Origin of the sequence: Nocardia sp. NPDC059764, from assembly GCF_042732555.1 — a bacterium.
GTDB lineage: Bacteria > Actinomycetota > Actinomycetes > Mycobacteriales > Mycobacteriaceae > Nocardia.
On record NZ_JBHWHH010000165.1, the window covers coordinates 1 to 16067 of the forward strand.

General features: G+C 67.1%; 15 protein-coding genes and 3 pseudogenes. 10 read left to right on the forward strand and 8 right to left on the reverse strand.

Features of this window, described 5'->3' with window-relative positions:
• Positions 1-49 precede the first annotated feature (49 nt).
• Positions 50-511 (reverse strand): PaaI family thioesterase, encoded by a 462-nt coding sequence (locus ACFV4K_RS28135; protein WP_379278953.1) that lies wholly within the window; start codon positions 509-511, stop codon positions 50-52.
• A 152-nt stretch (positions 512-663) separates the two neighbouring features.
• Here ACFV4K_RS28135 and ACFV4K_RS28140 point away from each other — a divergent pair, with 152 nt between their 5' ends.
• Complete coding sequence (locus ACFV4K_RS28140; RefSeq protein WP_379278955.1) at positions 664-1314, forward strand: GntR family transcriptional regulator; 651 nt, start codon at positions 664-666, stop codon at positions 1312-1314.
• A complete protein-coding gene (locus tag ACFV4K_RS28145; RefSeq protein WP_379278957.1) occupies positions 1314-2540 on the forward strand; it encodes an MFS transporter in 1227 nt (408 codons plus the stop codon). Before ACFV4K_RS28140 ends, ACFV4K_RS28145 begins: the two co-directional genes overlap by 1 nt.
• Positions 2541-2590: 50 nt before the next feature.
• On the opposite strand, the gene ACFV4K_RS28150 is transcribed toward ACFV4K_RS28145, so the two are convergent.
• Both ACFV4K_RS28150 and ACFV4K_RS28155 read right to left on the reverse strand, forming a co-directional pair.
• Positions 2591-3751, reverse strand: coding sequence for an acyl-CoA dehydrogenase family protein (locus ACFV4K_RS28150; protein WP_379100551.1), 1161 nt, complete (start codon positions 3749-3751; stop codon positions 2591-2593).
• Positions 3752-3756: 5 nt separating this feature from the next.
• A pseudogene (locus ACFV4K_RS28155) lies at positions 3757-4221 on the reverse strand (CoA transferase); the annotation flags it as partial.
• A 132-nt stretch (positions 4222-4353) separates the two neighbouring features.
• Here ACFV4K_RS28155 and ACFV4K_RS28160 point away from each other — a divergent pair.
• Complete coding sequence (locus tag ACFV4K_RS28160; RefSeq protein WP_379278959.1) at positions 4354-4938, forward strand: TetR/AcrR family transcriptional regulator; 585 nt, start codon at positions 4354-4356, stop codon at positions 4936-4938.
• Between the two features lie 27 nt (positions 4939-4965).
• On the opposite strand, the gene ACFV4K_RS28165 is transcribed toward ACFV4K_RS28160, so the two are convergent.
• Positions 4966-5289, reverse strand: coding sequence for a rhodanese-like domain-containing protein (locus ACFV4K_RS28165; RefSeq protein ID WP_379278960.1), 324 nt, complete (start codon positions 5287-5289; stop codon positions 4966-4968).
• Positions 5290-5371: 82 nt separating this feature from the next.
• Between ACFV4K_RS28165 and ACFV4K_RS28170 the strand changes: the two genes are divergently transcribed.
• Positions 5372-5836 (forward strand): MarR family winged helix-turn-helix transcriptional regulator, encoded by a 465-nt coding sequence (locus ACFV4K_RS28170; protein ID WP_379278962.1) that lies wholly within the window; start codon positions 5372-5374, stop codon positions 5834-5836.
• Between the two features lie 104 nt (positions 5837-5940).
• Positions 5941-6933, forward strand: a complete 993-nt coding sequence (locus ACFV4K_RS28175) for an LLM class F420-dependent oxidoreductase (protein WP_379278964.1) — start codon at positions 5941-5943, stop codon at positions 6931-6933.
• 15 nt (positions 6934-6948) lie between these two features.
• Here ACFV4K_RS28175 and ACFV4K_RS28180 read toward each other — a convergent pair.
• A pseudogene (locus ACFV4K_RS28180) lies at positions 6949-7098 on the reverse strand (glycoside hydrolase family 1 protein); the annotation flags it as partial.
• Between the two features lie 76 nt (positions 7099-7174).
• Between ACFV4K_RS28180 and ACFV4K_RS28185 the strand changes: the two are divergent.
• From ACFV4K_RS28185 to ACFV4K_RS28205, 5 genes are all read left to right on the forward strand, one after another.
• Positions 7175-7759 carry a TetR/AcrR family transcriptional regulator gene (locus tag ACFV4K_RS28185; protein WP_379278966.1) on the forward strand — a complete coding sequence of 195 codons (585 nt, stop codon included), beginning with the start codon at positions 7175-7177 and terminating at the stop codon, positions 7757-7759.
• A 195-nt stretch (positions 7760-7954) separates the two neighbouring features.
• Positions 7955-9145 (forward strand): tyrosine-type recombinase/integrase, encoded by a 1191-nt coding sequence (locus ACFV4K_RS28190; RefSeq protein ID WP_379278968.1) that lies wholly within the window; start codon positions 7955-7957, stop codon positions 9143-9145.
• Positions 9135-11204: a tyrosine-type recombinase/integrase gene (locus ACFV4K_RS28195; protein WP_379278969.1), complete on the forward strand. Its 2070-nt coding sequence runs from the start codon at positions 9135-9137 to the stop codon at positions 11202-11204. The genes ACFV4K_RS28190 and ACFV4K_RS28195 overlap by 11 nt, the downstream gene beginning before the upstream one ends.
• Positions 11201-11620, forward strand: a complete 420-nt coding sequence (locus ACFV4K_RS28200) for a DUF6262 family protein (RefSeq protein ID WP_379278971.1) — start codon at positions 11201-11203, stop codon at positions 11618-11620. Before ACFV4K_RS28195 ends, ACFV4K_RS28200 begins: the two co-directional genes overlap by 4 nt.
• 207 nt (positions 11621-11827) lie before the next feature.
• Entirely contained in the window at positions 11828-12535 is a 708-nt protein-coding gene (locus tag ACFV4K_RS28205) for a hypothetical protein (protein ID WP_379278973.1), read from the forward strand.
• A 75-nt stretch (positions 12536-12610) separates the two neighbouring features.
• On the opposite strand, the gene ACFV4K_RS28210 is transcribed toward ACFV4K_RS28205, so the two are convergent.
• The 3 genes and pseudogenes from ACFV4K_RS28210 to ACFV4K_RS28220 form a co-directional block, all read right to left on the reverse strand.
• Positions 12611-14113 carry a flavin-containing monooxygenase gene (locus tag ACFV4K_RS28210; protein WP_379278974.1) on the reverse strand — a complete coding sequence of 501 codons (1503 nt, stop codon included), beginning with the start codon at positions 14111-14113 and terminating at the stop codon, positions 12611-12613.
• Positions 14114-14204: 91 nt separating this feature from the next.
• Positions 14205-15212 (reverse strand): diiron oxygenase, encoded by a 1008-nt coding sequence (locus ACFV4K_RS28215; protein ID WP_379278976.1) that lies wholly within the window; start codon positions 15210-15212, stop codon positions 14205-14207.
• 93 nt (positions 15213-15305) lie between these two features.
• Positions 15306-16067: pseudogene (locus ACFV4K_RS28220) on the reverse strand (hypothetical protein); the annotation flags it as partial.

The following is a 16067-nucleotide window of genomic DNA, read 5'->3' on the forward strand; positions in this document are numbered from 1 at the left end:
CGAGCCCCGGGAGCGAGGCGAATCCCGGGGCTCGATCGTTTTTCGCGGCCTACTTGCCGTGGGCGCGCAGCTGGTACAGACCCTCGGTCTCGGCGACGACCACGCCATTGGCGTCGGTCACCTTCGCGGTCAGGGTGAAGTCGGCCTTGCCCTTGGCGTCGGCCTCCTCGGTGATCCGCGCGATCTCCTCCTCCGACAGCGACGCCTCGGCGCGCACATCGGTGGCGGCGGGCTTGCGGAAGAACACGTGCAGGTCCTTCACCAACGGGAAGTACTTGGCGGTGTCGAAGCTGGAGATGGCGATCGCGCCGCCCAGGATCTCCGCGACCGTGAACAGCACACCGGCGTACATGACGCCGAAGTGATTGCCGTTGCCCTCGATGGGGACCGTGGTGGCCGCGAACCCGGGGCGCACCTCCTCGGCCCGCACCCCCATCTTGTGCGCGATCGGAATCGTGAACTCCAGACCGCCGTTCACGACCTCGTTCAGCGCGGGGGCGTCGTTCGCCATGCGGACCTCCTCGTCCCAGAAGTTAAGGGCAACTTACTGACGTGCTGCCAACAAGGTGAATCATTCCGCGTGAGAGGGTTACCGCGCAACTCTTTCATACCGGTCCGTGAAACCCGCCACATCCAGGCAAATCATCCCACGACACCTCTAGTATGCAAGTCGTGTCCAAGACTTTCTCCGCCGCCGAGCGGGCCTACCGCGAAATCAAGGAACGCATACTCAGTGGCGACCTCCCCGGCGGGGAGCTGGTCAGCGAGAACGAGATGGCCGGCGAGCTGGGCACCTCCCGCACCCCCGTCCGCGAGGCCTTCCTGCGGCTCGAGACCGAGGGCTGGATGCGGCTCTACCCCAAGCGCGGCGCCCTCGTGGTGCCCGTCCCCTCGCACGAAGCCGACCATGTGATCCACGCCCGCTACATCGTGGAAACCGGCGCGGTGGACGCGCTCACCCGCATCGCCCGCGCGGGCCTCATCCCCCGGCTGCGCGAATCCCTGGACCGCCAGCGCGAACTCGCCGACGCCGGCGACCTCGAGGAATTCGCCATCGCCGACGCCGACTTCCACCGCGAATACGTGGTGGCCGCGGACAACCCGCTGCTCATCGGCTTCTACGACTCGCTGCGCGAACGGCAGCGCCGGATGAACAGCGTCGCGCTGCGACGCGGCGAGACCAACCCGCACCGCATCATCGAGCAGCACACCCGCCTCGCCGATCTGATCGACGCCGCCGACGGCGCCGGATTCGCCGAGGCCCTCGCCGAACACCTCACCGACGTGCACGGCGTCACCCCGAGGGGCCTGTGATGGCGACCCTGACCACCCTCGACACCCGCGTCGATCGACTGGGTACCCACCCGAAGGCGTGGCTGGGCGTCGCGACGGCCATCTTCGCGATCGCCTGGGGCGGTAACGAATTCACGCCACTGCTGGTCATGTACAAGCGCGACGGGCTGCCCGTCACCACCGTCGACCTGCTGCTGTTCGAATACGTGCTGGGCATCGTGCCCGCCCTGCTCATCGGCGGCCCGCTGTCGGACCGCTACGGCCGCCGTCCGCTCATGCGGCCCGCGCCGTTCATCGCGGCCACCGGCTCGACGCTGCTGGCCTTCGGATCCCATTCGGTCCCCATGCTTTCCGCGGGCCGGGTGCTGTGCGGCATCGCGCTGGGCCTGGCCATGGCGGTGGGCAGCAGCTGGCTCAAGGAGCTGTCGCAGCCGCCGTTCACCGCCGACACCGCCTCCGGCACCGGGGCGCGCCGCTCGGCCATGAGCCTCACCGGCGGCTTCGGCGTCGGCGCGGGCATGGCGGGCGTGCTGGCGCAGTGGGGTCCGTGGCCGGACTCGCTCGCCTATCTGATCAATGTGACGCTGTGCGGCGCGGCCGCGGTGCTGCTGTGCCGGGCGCCGGAAACCATCGTGCCGCAGGTGAATCCGGGATCGCTCCTCGACGATCTGAAGGTCCCCGTCGGCGCGCATCACCGCTTCCGCACCATCGCGCTGCCGGTGTGCCTGTGGCTGTTCACCTCGTCGGCGGCGGCGTACGCCATCATGCCGACGCTCATGATGCCCAAGGTGCACGACGCCCCGATCGCGTTCTCCGCCTTGATCACCGTGATCACCCTCGGCTGCGGTTTCGGCATCCAGTCGGTGGCGCGCAAGATCGATCGTCCCGGCTCGCTGCGGCTGCCGATGCTGGCGCTGAGCCTGGTGATCCTCGGAATGCTGCTCGCCGCAGCCGCTTCCGCCACCCTCACCCTGTGGCTGACCGTGCTGACCGCCGTCGCCCTGGGCATGGGATTCGGCAGCGGCCTGGTCACGGGCCTGCTGGAGATCGAGCGCATGGCTCGCCCCGACGACCTGGCCGGACTGACCGCGGTGTTCTACGCGGTCAGCTACCTCGGCTTCGGCGTCCCGGCCCTGATGGCTGTGTGCCACAACGGCCTCGGCGTCGGCTACCCCGCCATGTTCGGCGTCCTCGCCGCCGCCTGCGCGGTGTGCCTGGCCATCGTGAGCCAGTCCCGCCCGGCCTGAGCTCGGATATCCCGGCGGCGGCCCCCAACCGCCCGCCGCCGGGCCCCGCCTCACAGCGAGCGGGAGATGATCTCCTTCATGATCTCGCTGGTGCCGCCGTAGATGCGGTTCACGCGAGAACCCGTGTACATGTTCGCGATCGGGTACTCCATCATGTAGCCGTAGCCGCCGAACAGCTGCAGGCAGCGGTCGACCACCTTGTCGCAGGTCTCGGCCGCGAACAGCTTGGCCATGGACGCGGTCGACGGGTCGTTCTTGCCGTCGATGTACTGCTGGATCGCGTAGTCCACCAGCGTCTTGATGGCCAGCGCCTCGGTCTTGACCTCGGCCAGGGTGAAGGCGTTGTGCTGGAACTTGCCGATCGGGCGGCCGAACGCCTCGCGCTCCTTGGAGTAGCGCAGCGCTTCCAGCACCGCGGCCTCGGCCAGCGCCGAGCACAGGCTGGCGATGATCAGCCGCTCCCGGGCCAGCTGCTCCATGAGCTGGTAGAAGCCCAGACCCTCCTGCGCGCCCAGCAGATTCGCCACCGGGACGCGCATGTCGGAGAAGAACAGCTCACGGGTGTCCTGCGCGTGCTGGCCCATCTTCTCCAGCACCCGGCCGCGCTCGAAGCCCGGCAGATCCTTGGTCTCGGCCACGATGAGCGAGACGCCCGCCGCACCCTTGGACGGGTCGGTCTTGGCCACGATCACCAGCAGATCGCAGTGGGTGGCGTTGGAGATGAACGTCTTCGAGCCATTGATGACGTAGTGGTCGCCCTCGCGGATCGCGGTGGTGCGCACCGACTGCAGATCCGATCCGGTGCCCGGCTCGGTCATGGCGATGGCCAGCACCAGGTCGCCGCTGATGATGCCCGGCAGCCACTTGGCCCGCTGCTCGTCATTGCCGTAGTTGTAGATGTAGTGCGACACGATCGGCGAGTGCACGGAGAAGCCGAAGCCGTTGTCGTGGGCGTAGACCAGCTCTTCCTGGACGATGGCCTGCATGCCGTAATCGCCGCCCGCGCCGCCGAATTCCTCGGGCAGGTCCAGGCCGAGCAGGCCCGCGGCGCCGGCCTTGTTCCAGAACTCGCGGTCGACCATGTGCTGGGCGGTCCAGCGCTCGCGATTGGGCACGGCCTCCTTGCGGAAGAACTCCGCGGCGTGCTTGCGCAGCTCGCGGTGCTGATCGGTCTCCCAGGTGGGCCGGTAGTCGGGGAACAGTTCGGACATCGGTGTCACTCTCCGTTGTTGCGTCGAATGCCGTTGAGCGGCAGGTCTTCCCGAGCGGCGATGGCTTCGAGCTCGGCGATGGTCTTGTCAGCGAAGGCTTTCCGGAACGCCTCGTGAGTCCCGTCGGCGCCGAAGGTGGCCAGCGCGCCCAGGAAGAAGTGCGGCTCCACCGCGCCCAGCGCGACGTGGCCGTCGGCGCATTCGTAGATGCCGTAGCCGGGGAACGCGCCGCCCAGTACCGCGTCGTCGCCCATGAGGCGGTAGCGCACGGCGTCGCCCGCGCGGGCCGCGGCTTCCTCGAGGGCGACCCGATACGGCTGCCCCGCACCGGTCGTCGCCCGGCGTACCAGGGCGGCCAGGGCGGTGGAGACCGCGCGCTCCGCGCCGAGCATGTCGGCGATCGGGATCTTCGGCATGCGCGGCGGGGTCAGGGTGCCGTGCACGGCTTCGTAATTCAGGTCGTGGCCAGGGACACGACTTCGACTCCGGCGAGAGGTCGCGGCGGTGGTTCCTCCATATCTCGCACGATACAGTTGTATCGTGAACCGGTCAATCACATCAATTGCCGAGTACACGGCCCGGAACCGCTAAATTGAGGGGCGATGCTGAACCCACGAGCCACCAATGAGGACCTGACCGCCAAGGCCCGCATCCGCAATGCCGCCATGGACCTGTTCGCCCAGTACGGCGACTCCCGGGTGTCACTGCGCGCGGTCGCGGCCGAGGCCGGCGTCACCCTCGGGCTGGTTCAGCACCACTTCAAGACCAAGGACGGCCTGCGCGACGCGGTCGACAAACTGATCGTCGAATACTTCGCACAGGCCGTCGCCTCGATCCCGCCGACCGGCACCCACGCCGAGGTCGCCTCCGCCCGCGACGAGGCGGTGCGGAACATGCTGCACGCCAACCCCGCCGTGGTGAACTACATCCGCCGGTCACTGCTCGAACCCTCCGAAACCCGCATCCACCTGCTGGACGCGGTGGTCGAATTGACCCGCAGCGAGGTCGCCGGACTCCGCGCCGCGGGTCTGGCCTCGACCGACAAGCCGGAGTCGGACCAGATCGTCGCCGTGCTGCTGCGCCAGTTCGGCGAGCTACTGCTGGCCCCGATGCTGGACGCCGTCTGGGAGCGGGTCTCCCCCGACAACCCCACCCGGCCCCGGCTGTCGATCACCGTCAAGGACTGAGTCCCCGGCGGATTCCCCGGGGGCCGATCAGCTTTCGACGGGCAGGCCCGCGTCGGTCCAGTCCTGGATGCCGTCGCGGTACTTGCGGATATTGGTGTAGCCGAGCCGTTCCAGCTTGGTCGCCACGTTCTGACTGTTGGGGCAGGCCGCGTTCGAGCAGTAGGTGACGATGGCGGCGTCGCGGTCCGGAAGCAGGCGCGGCGCTTCGGTGTCCACGTCGGCCTCGATCAGCGCGAGAGCGCCGGGGAGATGCGCCTGCTCGTAGTACACGCCGCCGAGGGCGTCGAGCACGGTGACCGTTCCGGCGGCGATCTCCTGGGCGAGTTCCTCGCGGGTGATGAGTGCGGTCATGGGAGTTCCTTTCACGGAAATTTATGTGCGTGTGCACGCTACTACTTAGGTGCGCGCGCACGCAACAGGTTAGGATGGGGCGGTGTCTTCCCGATCCCATCCGGCCGTGCACGCCTGGGCCGCCCTGCTCCAGGTCCACGCCCTCCTCGTGCCCGAGCTCGACGCCGAACTGCGCCGCGCCACCGGGCTACCGCTGAGCTGGTACGACGTCCTGCTGGAACTCGATGCGCCGCACCGGCTCCGGATGAGCGATCTCGGTGAGCGGGTGGTGCTCAGCCGGACCCGGGTGAGCCGGCTGGTGACCGAGATGGAGATGCAGGGGCTGGTCCGGCGCGAAGCCAATCCCGACGACGGGCGATCGGCGTTCGTGGCCATCACCGACAAGGGCCGGCGGAGATTCCGGGAGTCCGCGCCGCACTATCTCGCGGGCATCGAACGACGCTTCGGGGAGAAACTGGACGCGAAGGAGCTCGAGACCGTCGCGTCCGCGCTGCGGAAAGTGCTGGACCCGGCCGATATCGCCGGACCGGAGGGCGGCACGCCGTAGTTCGGCGCGGGCTGTACAGAACGGTTGCCGCCGGGCGGGGTGACGGGAACAGTGGATGCCGGAATCGATTCGATCGGACCGGATTCGAACAGAGGAGACATCTCGTGCGCTTCGGCATCTTCATCCCGCAGGGCTGGCGGCTCGACCTGGTCGGCATCGACCCGGCCGTGCAGTGGGGAGTGATGCGGGACCTGGCCACGCGCGCGGATTCCGGGGACGCCTGGGAATCGCTGTGGGTCTATGACCACTTCCACACCGTCCCCGTGCCCACCGAGGAGGCCACCCACGAGGCGTGGACGCTGATGTCGGCGCTGGCCGCGAGCACCTCGCGAATCCGGCTGGGGCAGATGTGCACGGCCATCAGCTACCGCAACCCGGCCTACCTGGCCAAGGTCGCCGCCACCGTGGACCTCATCTCCGGCGGACGCGTGGAGATGGGCATCGGCGGCGGCTGGTACGAGCACGAATGGCGCGCCTACGGGTACGGATTCCCCTCCGCCGGTGAGCGATTGGGGCGGCTCGACGAAGGCGTGCAGATCCTCGAGCAGGCCTGGACGACGGGTACGGCGACCCTCGACGGCAAGCACTACCAGGTGGACGGCGCGATCGTGCGGCCGCTTCCGTTGCAGGAGGGCGGGATTCCCATCTGGGTCGCGGGCGGCGGCGAGAAGGTGACACTGCGGATCGCCGCGAAGTACGCGCAGTACACCAACTTCGCGGGCGACCCGGAGACCTTCGCGCAGAAGTCGGAGCTGCTGCGCGGCCACTGTGCCGCGGTCGGAACGGATTTCGACGCCATCACCCGCAGCTCCAACTTCAATACGCTGGTCGGCGCGACCGAGGCCGAGGTCGAGGAGCGGCTGGCGCAGCTGGAGTCACGGCTCACCCCGTTCGTCGGCGCGGAGGGCGCGGCCCAGCACGTCATGGATCTGTTCCGCAACTCGCCCGCCGTCGGCACGCCCGAGCAGATCGTCGAACGGCTCTCGCAGATCAAGGATCTGGGGCTGGGGTATTCCATCCACTACTTCCCCGAGACCGCCTACGACACCTCGGGTGCGGAGTTGTTCGAGCGTGAGGTGGTTCCCGCGCTGCGCTGACACACGACGAGCGGGTCAGCGCGGCAGCACGACCGGGTCGGCGCAGCTCGACGGCGCGTCCAGCAGCGAGCAGGTCTTGGGTTCCCGGGTCGGGCGGTAGTCGGCGGGAACGCCGCCCGCACCGGTGATCGCGGTGTACGCCGGGACCGCGTCGGTGGGGCGGCGGAATCGCATGTCGGACACCGCACACTGCTCGGTTTTGGCGAACAAGGGTCTCTCACGATCCCCTTAGACTCGAGCGATGGCGAAACGCGGACCCTACGGAAAGGGCATCGAACGGCGGGAGCAGATCCTCGAAGCCGCCCTGAAGACCATCGCGGAACGCGGCTTCCTCGCGACCTCGGTGGCCGAACTGGCCGAGGCCGTCGGGCTGAGCCAGAGCGGGCTGCTGCACTACTTCGGTTCCAAGGAGGAACTGTTCGTCGCGGTGCTGCTGAAGCGGGATCAGGTCGACGCCGCCGCCCATCTGAACGAGGCCACGCCCGAAGCCCTGATCCGGCTCATCCGCCACAACACCCAGGTGCCCGGACTCATCGAACTCTTCACCCACATGCAGGCCGCGGCCGCCGACCCCCATCATCCCGCCCACGCATACATGCGGATGCACTACGAACTCGGCACCGCCGCCTTCGCCGAACTGATCCGCGGGCTGCAGCGCGCGGGCGAGGTCCCGTCCACCGTCGACCCCGAGGTGATGGCGACCGCGTTCATGGCGTTGTCCGACGGTCTGCAATCACGGTGGCTCATCGACCCGACCATCGACATGGAGTTCTACCTGCGGCAGTGCTGGAACCAGTTCACCGGCGTCGAGCCCGACGTCGGCTAGCCGAGCCACGCCGCGATGGGCACGAACCCACCGAGGGCGCCCGTCAGGGTGCTGGCAGGAATCTTCGGCCTGAAGTTATCCACGGTGCTCGCTGAGCTCTCATCTACGTCATGAACGAGGTGCGGCTTCCAGTCCTTCCGCTCGTTGGTTCCGAACCATCACCGGTGCCTCATCAACGAGTGGGAACGAGGGGAAATGGCATACGTCATGGGTGTTCGTCCGCCGGGGTCGCGGCGGACGTGGACCGTGATCGGCGAGGACTACAGGACCGTCGCGCCGGTCGAGGAATGGCTGGAGTCGCATCGGCAGGAGTGGTCGCCGAACACGATCCGGTCCTACGCGACCGGTCTCGCCCAGTGGTGGACCTTTCTGGAGGAGCGCAACGAGGCTGGGGCGTGGAACGCGGTCGGAGTTCCTGCGGTCACGGCGTTTCTGTCGTGGCTGCGCAACGGCCGCACCGTCGAACGGGTCTTTGCCACTGCGGAAGGCGGTCCTTCGGCGGAGACGCTGGAGGCGCGACTGGCCGCCCTGATCAGTTTTTACCGCTGGCAGGCCGCGGTGCATGAGGTGCCCGTGGCCGCCAAGCTGTTACGCGGAGCGCCGCGGCGAGCACCTGCTCGGAAGCTGCTGTCTCACTTGGATTGTCGAACTGAACCGAGTCCATCGGCGTTGGTTCGTGTTCGCATGGTCAAACGGCGTGACCGGCCGCCGGTTCTGTTGCCGCAGCAGGTGCAAGCGGTGCTGGACGGCTGCGCGACCTACCAACCCGACGTCGGCGATTGGGCGGGCAACATCCGCGACCGGTTCCTTTTTGCGCTGTTGGCCGAATCCGGCATGCGCCTGGGAGAGGCGCTCGGTCTGCGCATCTGTGAGTTTGTGATGGGCCGCGGCGGAACACCTTATGTCGAAGTTGTTCCCCGTGAGGACAATCCAAACGAGGCCCGGGTGAAGATGCTCCGGCCCCGTCGTGTCTACGTCGGCGGCGATCTGGAACGTCTCTACGCCGACTATCTGACCGTGCTGGCGATGCGGGCCGCCGAGATCGGCGTCCCTCTCACCGCCGACGGTCCCCTGTTCGTCAATCTCGATCGCCCACCCTATCTGGCGGCACTGCGCGAAGGCACCGTGCGTGACAAAGTGACCGCGCTCAGAAGCAAGGGCATCGGCCCGATCGGATGGACACCACACTGGTTTCGCCACACCCATGCCACGGCACTCCTGATCGGTGGAACCCCGGAATGGGTCGTGTCCCGCCGACTGGGGCACGCCCACGTCCAAACCACGTTGGACCTTTACGGTTGGGTCACCGAGGACGAAGCCCTGCGAGCTGCGGCGAATTGGAAAAACTACACCAATGGCTGGGAGATTGTCACCGATGCGCGCTGAGACTCTTCGCGCCGTCCCCGACCGGCCACCGACACCATCGGCCAGGCTGCTGGCCGATCTTCCGATCGAATGGCGCGGTGAAGTCCTCGGCCCCAGCATCTCCGGATGGGCGGACATGATCGAACGAGGCCGTGGAGGATCGATCAATCTCGCAGCGTTGTCCTACCGGCTGCGCATCGAGCTGGCCTGGATGGCCCACTGGCAGTTTCGAGACGGCGTCAAGATCGGTGTCGGTGCATTCAACCAGATCGCCAAGACGCTGGAGTGGGCGGCAACTCATGGCCGCACCGTCGGATCGCTGAGCGAGCTCGACCTCGTCGCTTTCTCGAAAACGTATGCGGCATGGTTCGAATCAAGACACGAACGGCGGCCCGGTCGCGTCGGCGATCGCCTGCGGACGGTCTTCGGCTACGCCAGGCTCGCCCTGATCGCCCGGCTCAGTGACGAACCCTGGTGGCAGATGGACACCTGGGCTCCGCGATGTGATCCACGTATCCCCCTTCGGGATCGAGAACCCCGACGGTCCGAGGGATGCCGTCCCGGAGCAGCCGAAATCCCTTGGCTCCGAGCTGGTTTCAAATGGTATTTGGGAACAACGCTGGAGGCGGGGACCTTGTCCTGGTCGACAATCTCAGGCGATCGGGTTCTCTCGTTCGTTCGATTCGACAGATGGCTGTCCACCCTGCCGTCACCTTCCGACATCACCGGCGACATCACACAGGCCGGCGCGATGGCCGCCCAGTTTCGCCGCTGGGGCAGCGATCCAACGAATCGATCCCAGGCCGATGGAAGAGGAGGATCTGGTGTTCGCCGAGTCAATGATGACCTCCGGGCTGTCGCCGATCTCATGGCGTTCACGGCCGAGAATCGTGCGGAATGCCGAAGCATCGTCGGCCCGTCCCCCTGGGATCGGATAACCGCTGCACACTCGGCGATCTGGCGCGGACAGATCACCCGAGAACACAGCAAACCGTTGATCAACGACAGGCATTACGTCGATGATCACGCGCTGTCCCAGATCATCGCGCAGCTTCCAATGCTCGGGGAACGGCACCCGCAGGTCATGCGGATGCTGCTGCTGCAGATCCTCACAGGGCGCAGGGCCAGCGAGATCTGCATGTGTGAGTTCGACTGTCTCTCACCGGCCACCGACCGGGCCATCGAAACCGCAGAGGGAGAACAAGTCGCCCGATTCCACTACGCGCAAAGCAAGATCGACCGAGCCCCCGACACCATCCTCGTCGACGCCGAGGTCGTGGCGGTCATCGAAGAACAGCAACAGTGGGTCCGCGACCAGTTCCCGAGCATCCAGCCCCGCTACCTGTTCCCACAACAGAGCGCCAACGCCAGAGGCAGCAAGCACATCTCCGCGGCCAACTACCGCGGCTGGCTGCGAGAGTTCAGCGAACTGGCCAACATCAGCGACAGCACCGGGCGCCCGGTCCGGCTCAGCAACACCCACCGATTCCGCCACACCCGCATCACCCGTCTGGCCGAGCTTGGGCTGCCCGTTCACGTGCTTCAACGCTATGCGGGACACGCGAACCCGACCATGTCCATGCATTACGTCGCCCAACGCGAAGAGCATGCCGAGCAAGCGTTCTTGGCCACAAGGAAATACAAGGCAAACGGCACCGCAGTGACCTTCTCCCGCGAAGATCACGACGGCATGCATCTTTTCGATCGCGCGGATCGGTTTCTCCCGCACGGCTACTGTCTGCTTCCCCCACTGCAGACCTGCGACAAAGGCAACGCCTGCCTGACCTGCTCGGTATTCGTCACCGATTCCAGTCACACGGACACACTTCGCCGACAGCTTGGCGAGACCAAGGACCTCATTCAAAGGCAACGGGACCAGTTCCAGGCCCGACACGGCCAGCCGATGCCCGATGGCAACGTCTGGCTGACCCAGCGGACCGCCGAACTCGGTGCTTTGGAGCGGCTGTTGGCCGCCATGCAGGAAAACCTCGGCCGATCCTGCCAGGGAGCCGGAAGCTCCACTGCGGGACCGACACCGCTCTCCCTCGATCTCACCCGTCATCGGAGGACACAGTCATGACCGACGCCCGGCAACGAAGGATCGACACCCTCAAAGCTGCGGCCCGCCAGAAGTCAGAACGAAAGGTCCGGGCTGCTGAAGACGCCCTGCGGCAGTTGATCAAGCGCGGTGAGCCCGTGACCTTTCAGGCCGTTCAGCGCGCGGCAGGCGTCTCACAGAACTTCCTCTATTCCAACGCCGACCTGCGAGCCCGGATCGAGTATCAGCGCCGCATGCACCGGCCAGCAGCCCAGCCGCACCCAACAGGAAGCGACACGGGCGACAACATCGTCATGGTCCTCACCGCGCAAATCGCCCAGCTCAAGCGCCAGCACCGCCATCAGGTCACTGAGCTTCGGTCGGCGCTGGAGCAGGCTCATGGCGAAAACCTCGCTCTTCGGCGGGAACTCGACCGGCGAGGAGGGACAGGCAGCTAAACCCGTCTTGTCGATTAGATGTCCTCAACAGAATGAACAGCGCAAACAGTCATCATTCGAGACAAACCAGCTGATAACTGAAGACTGGAGAGGACGTCAAACTCTCGACCGGCGCGAGACCCCAGCGCCCGATCCGGCTGCGCTGAACCCGCGGGCTACCGTGGAGCAATACGCGTCGAGTCGAATCGTGGATAGGTGGGTCGGTCAATGCAGGTGAAGCGCTGGATCGCACCGGCCGCGGTGGCCGTGGCCTGCGGGCTGTCGACTGTCCCGGCCGCACAGGCCGCGCCGGGTGACACGCAGGCCGCGCTGGGCGGCGGTTCGGGCCTGGTGCTGGGCCGGGGCGGCCACACCGTCAAGTGCAGCCTGACCACCATCGGCTACGACGCCGCCGGGCGACTGGTCGGCTTCACCGCCGGGCACTGCGCCGAGGCCGGCACGCCGGTGCACGGCGAGCAGTTCCCCGACGCTGGGGTGGTCGGGGTGGTCCGCGCCGCGGACGCGCAGCTCGACTACGCGGTCATCGAATTCGATCCGGCCGCGGTCACCCCGCTGCGCTCGTTCGACGGCACCACCATCGCCGGGTTCGCGCCGACGCCACCCGCCTGGAGCGTGGTGTGCCAGAACGGCCGGACCAGCGGGCATGCCTGCGGCGTGGTGTGGACGTCGAGCCCGGTGGGGCTGCTGGAGCAGGCCTGCTCCAGCTACGGCGATTCGGGGGCGCCGGTCACCATCGGCGACAAGCTGGTCGGCATGATCTCCGCGCCGCTGATCAGCGACACCCGCAATCTCCGGTTCAGCTGCACCGACGCCAACAATCCGCTGCACTCCCCCGTCATCGCCGTCGCGTTCGACACCGTGCGCGCCGCGGTCGACGCCGGCAAGGGCGTGGGCAGCGGCTTCCAGCCGGTCTAGGGCCACCCACCCCGTCCCGGAAAATGACGAACCCGGCCGCACCCTGCACGGCCGGGTTCGAGATCCGGAATCCGATCAGGCCGAACGGGTTTCGGCCGCGACCGGAGCCGCCTTGCGGTCGCCGCGGCGGAACCGCAGCACACCGTCCTCCAGCGGAGCCTTGCGCAGCATGGCGCGGTCGCGGAAGTAGTTGTTGATCACCAGCCACGGCCCCCGGGTGCCCTGCCGCGGCATGACGCCGTCACCGCGCTGGATGTAGCCGGAGGTCAGCGCGCCGCCCATGAGCGACGCCTCGGACCGGTCACCCTCCTCGGGCACCGCGACCACTTCGCTGAAACCGTTGTCGCGCATATGGTTCAGCAGGCGGCAGAAGTACTCCGCGGCCAGATCGGCCTTCAGCGTCCAGGAGGCGTTGGTGTAGCCGAGCACGATCATCATGTTCGGCACATTGCCCAGCAGGGCGCCCTTGTAGGCCACCAGATCCCGGGTGGCGAGCGTCTCGCCGTCCACCTCGAGGTCCGCGCCGCCGAGCATCTGCACCTTCAGACCCGTTGCGCTGACCACGATGTCGGCCTCGAGCTCCTCGCCCGAGGACAGCCGGATGCCCTTCTCGGTGAAGGTCTCGATGGCGCCGGTGGCGATCGACGCCTCGCCCCGCTTCAGCACCTTGAACAGGTCGCCGTTGGGCACCACGCACAGGCGCTGGTCCCACGGGTTGTAGCTGGGGGTGAAGTGCTTCATGTCGATCTTGGGACCGACCTGCGCCCGCACCGCGGCCAGCATCAGCTTGGCCGACAGCTTCGGGTTGGTGCGCGAGAGCTGGTAGCTGGCCCGCTGCAGTGCGATATTGCGCGCCCGACCCGCCTTGTAGGCGATGGCCGCGGGAACCTTGGCCAGCTTGAAGCCGACCGCGACCGGGTCGTCGGCGGGCAGCGCGGCGATGTAGGTGGGCGAACGCTGGAGCATGGTGACGTGCGCGGCGTCCTTGCTCATGGCGGGGATCAGGGTGATGGCGGTGGCGCCACTGCCGATCACGACCACCTTCTTGCCCTGGTAGTCGAGATCCTCGGGCCAGTGCTGCGGGTGCACGATCTGGCCGCCGAAGCTCTCCTCGCCGGGGAACGTGGGCCGGTAGCCGTTGTCGTAGTCGTAGTAGCCGGTGCAGCCGATGAAGAAGTCGCTGGTGTAGGTCTCGGTCTCGCCGGTGCGCTCGTCGAGCACCTCGACGGTCCAGATGCTCTCGTCGCTGGACCAGGACGCCTTGGTGACCTTGCGGCCGAAGCGGATGTGGTCGGTGACGCCGTACTCGGCGGCCGTGTCCTCGATGTACTGGCGGATGTGCGGTCCGTCGGCGAGCACCTTGGTGCCGTGCCACGGCCGGAAGCCGAATCCGAAGGTGTACATGTCCGAGTCGGATCGGATACCGGGGTACTTGAACAGGTCCCAGGTGCCGCCGATGGCGGTCCGGCGCTCCAGGATCAGGTAGCTGCGCCCGGTCTTCTCCCTGGTCAGGTGGCAGGCCATGCCGATACCGGACAGGCCCGCGCCGATGATCAGTACGTCGACATGCCGCGTCATGGGGAACTCGCTTCTGGTCGCGCCCGGACACCGGCGTCCGGGCGTACCGAGTATTACATGTTATTTGCGGTAACGTCTACCATCGGTCGGGCTAGGCTGCGCGGACCTGGCCCGGCCGATCCGGCTCCGATCGGTAACGGGTGCTCGGGCCGCCGATGCCGAGGGCGTTCCAGACCCGCTTGGACACCGGGTTCATCAGCCCGATCTTCTTGGCCAGCGACCGCACGTCACCGAAGAAGCCGGCGAACGCCTCCTTCGAGTCGGCCGAGCCGAAGAACACCTCCTTGCGGACCTCGCGCGGGATGCCGAACTCCTCGAAGAAGGCGCGCGGCGGCACCAGGATCGCCCGCCCGCCGATCCACATGACGATCGGGAAGGCCAGCGACAGCACGAACTTGTCGAACGGGTTCGTCTGCGGCACATGGTGTTCCAGGAACTCGTGTGCGAAGGAGATGTGGCGGGCCTCCTCGGCGATATGAATCGCCATGACGCCGCGCATGATCGGGTGGATGTCCTCGCCGGCGCGCAGGATCGCCTTCTGAATGTGGTCGATCGGCTCCTCGCCCGACAGTACCGCCATGAAGAACAGATTCGGGAAGACCGAGGCCAGCGGCGGCACCAGGTAGGTGAGCTGCTTGAGGATCGTGCTCATGCCGGGCACGTCGATCCCGATGCGGTTCACCATCTCCTGGAACATCAGGGTGTGGTTGCACTCCTCGATGACCTCGTGGGTGCAGTACCGGAACTCCGGCGAGCCATTGGGCAGTTTGAAGGTGTGCTGCACCATGCCGCCGATGAGCAGGGTCTCGAACTGCAGGCCGACCTTGGCGATATTGGCCTGCCGCCACAGGCCGATGGCGATCTTGCGCGCCTCGGACTGGGCCTGATACCAGGGATGCCGGGCGAACATGTCACCGGAGACGGGCAGGATCCAGCGCTTGTCGTCGGCCTTGACCTCGAAATCGGGGTGGTCCCAATCGATATCGGTGAAGGGATCGAAATTCTTGTCGACGGACCCCTGCGAGAGCAGCATGAGCTTGTCGGCGTACTGCCGGGCAAGCGCGACCGCGGGGTCGTCCGTCGCGTGTGCTGACGTCATTGTCAGAGCCTCTTTCGGAAATGGACCTAAGTATCTGTAATCCATGGTTACGCGTACATTGGCGCCGCGTCAACAGGTACCGACCAGTAGGGTTCAGTTCCAGAAGCGAGGACGCAGTCCCCAGACCTCGAATTCGTCTCCGACCAGGTCGCGAAGGGCTTCCCGGGTCGGGAAACGATCCGGATCCGCACCCGTGATCGCGAGGGTGACGGTGTCGCCGTCGCTCGACCAGGACAGGTTCAGGCCGACCTCCACGCGACGGAACAGATCGGTGTCGGCGGTGCAGACCACCGGGCGCATGAGCACCGAGCGGGCGCGCACCCCCGCGATGGTCGCCACGCCCTGACCGGTCACGCCGAGATTCGTGCACAGGCATTCCGGGGCCTTGGCCGTACGGGAGAAGAAGCCCAGGACGAACTTCGGCAACATCATCTGGACCGGCTGGAGGTGTTGCAGCGCGGGGGTGGTGGCCGGATCGGAGTAGGCGCGGGCCGCCTGTTTGACGGCGGTCCGGACCTGACGCAGGTCGGTGCGCTCGCCCGGGCGGTAGGGCACGGCGATGGGCAGTCCGGTGGTGGCATTGCCGCGGGGATCGTCGAGGCCGCGCAGGGACCGCGGAATGTCGACGCGGACCGCGGCGCCGTCCTCGATGCGGCCGCTGCGGCCGAGCAGGCCGACGGCGACGCCGACCATGAGGCCGTTGTCGGTGCCGTCGTGGGCCGTGGCGACGGCATTCCATTCGGCCGCATCGACTTCCACGACGAGGTCGGCGGCGGAGTGGCGTTCCGGGAGCGGCAGCCGCGGTTCGGCGGGGCGCGGGTTGCGGTCGGGCTCACGGACGTCGCGGGCTGTGAT

Coding starts and splice junctions, on each gene's coding strand:
- ACFV4K_RS28185 (WP_379278966.1), top strand. CDS start 7,175: ATGGCGAAACGCGGACCCTACGGAAAGGGCATCGAACGGCGGGAGCAG.
- ACFV4K_RS28210 (WP_379278974.1), bottom strand. CDS start 14,113: ATGACGCGGCATGTCGACGTACTGATCATCGGCGCGGGCCTGTCCGGT.
- ACFV4K_RS28150 (WP_379100551.1), bottom strand. CDS start 3,751: ATGTCCGAACTGTTCCCCGACTACCGGCCCACCTGGGAGACCGATCAG.
- ACFV4K_RS28200 (WP_379278971.1), top strand. CDS start 11,201: ATGACCGACGCCCGGCAACGAAGGATCGACACCCTCAAAGCTGCGGCC.
- ACFV4K_RS28135 (WP_379278953.1), bottom strand. CDS start 511: ATGGCGAACGACGCCCCCGCGCTGAACGAGGTCGTGAACGGCGGTCTG.
- ACFV4K_RS28165 (WP_379278960.1), bottom strand. CDS start 5,289: ATGACCGCACTCATCACCCGCGAGGAACTCGCCCAGGAGATCGCCGCC.
- ACFV4K_RS28190 (WP_379278968.1), top strand. CDS start 7,955: ATGGCATACGTCATGGGTGTTCGTCCGCCGGGGTCGCGGCGGACGTGG.
- ACFV4K_RS28160 (WP_379278959.1), top strand. CDS start 4,354: ATGCTGAACCCACGAGCCACCAATGAGGACCTGACCGCCAAGGCCCGC.
- ACFV4K_RS28215 (WP_379278976.1), bottom strand. CDS start 15,212: ATGACGTCAGCACACGCGACGGACGACCCCGCGGTCGCGCTTGCCCGG.
- ACFV4K_RS28140 (WP_379278955.1), top strand. CDS start 664: ATGCAAGTCGTGTCCAAGACTTTCTCCGCCGCCGAGCGGGCCTACCGC.
- ACFV4K_RS28145 (WP_379278957.1), top strand. CDS start 1,314: ATGGCGACCCTGACCACCCTCGACACCCGCGTCGATCGACTGGGTACC.
- ACFV4K_RS28205 (WP_379278973.1), top strand. CDS start 11,828: ATGCAGGTGAAGCGCTGGATCGCACCGGCCGCGGTGGCCGTGGCCTGC.
- ACFV4K_RS28195 (WP_379278969.1), top strand. CDS start 9,135: ATGCGCGCTGAGACTCTTCGCGCCGTCCCCGACCGGCCACCGACACCA.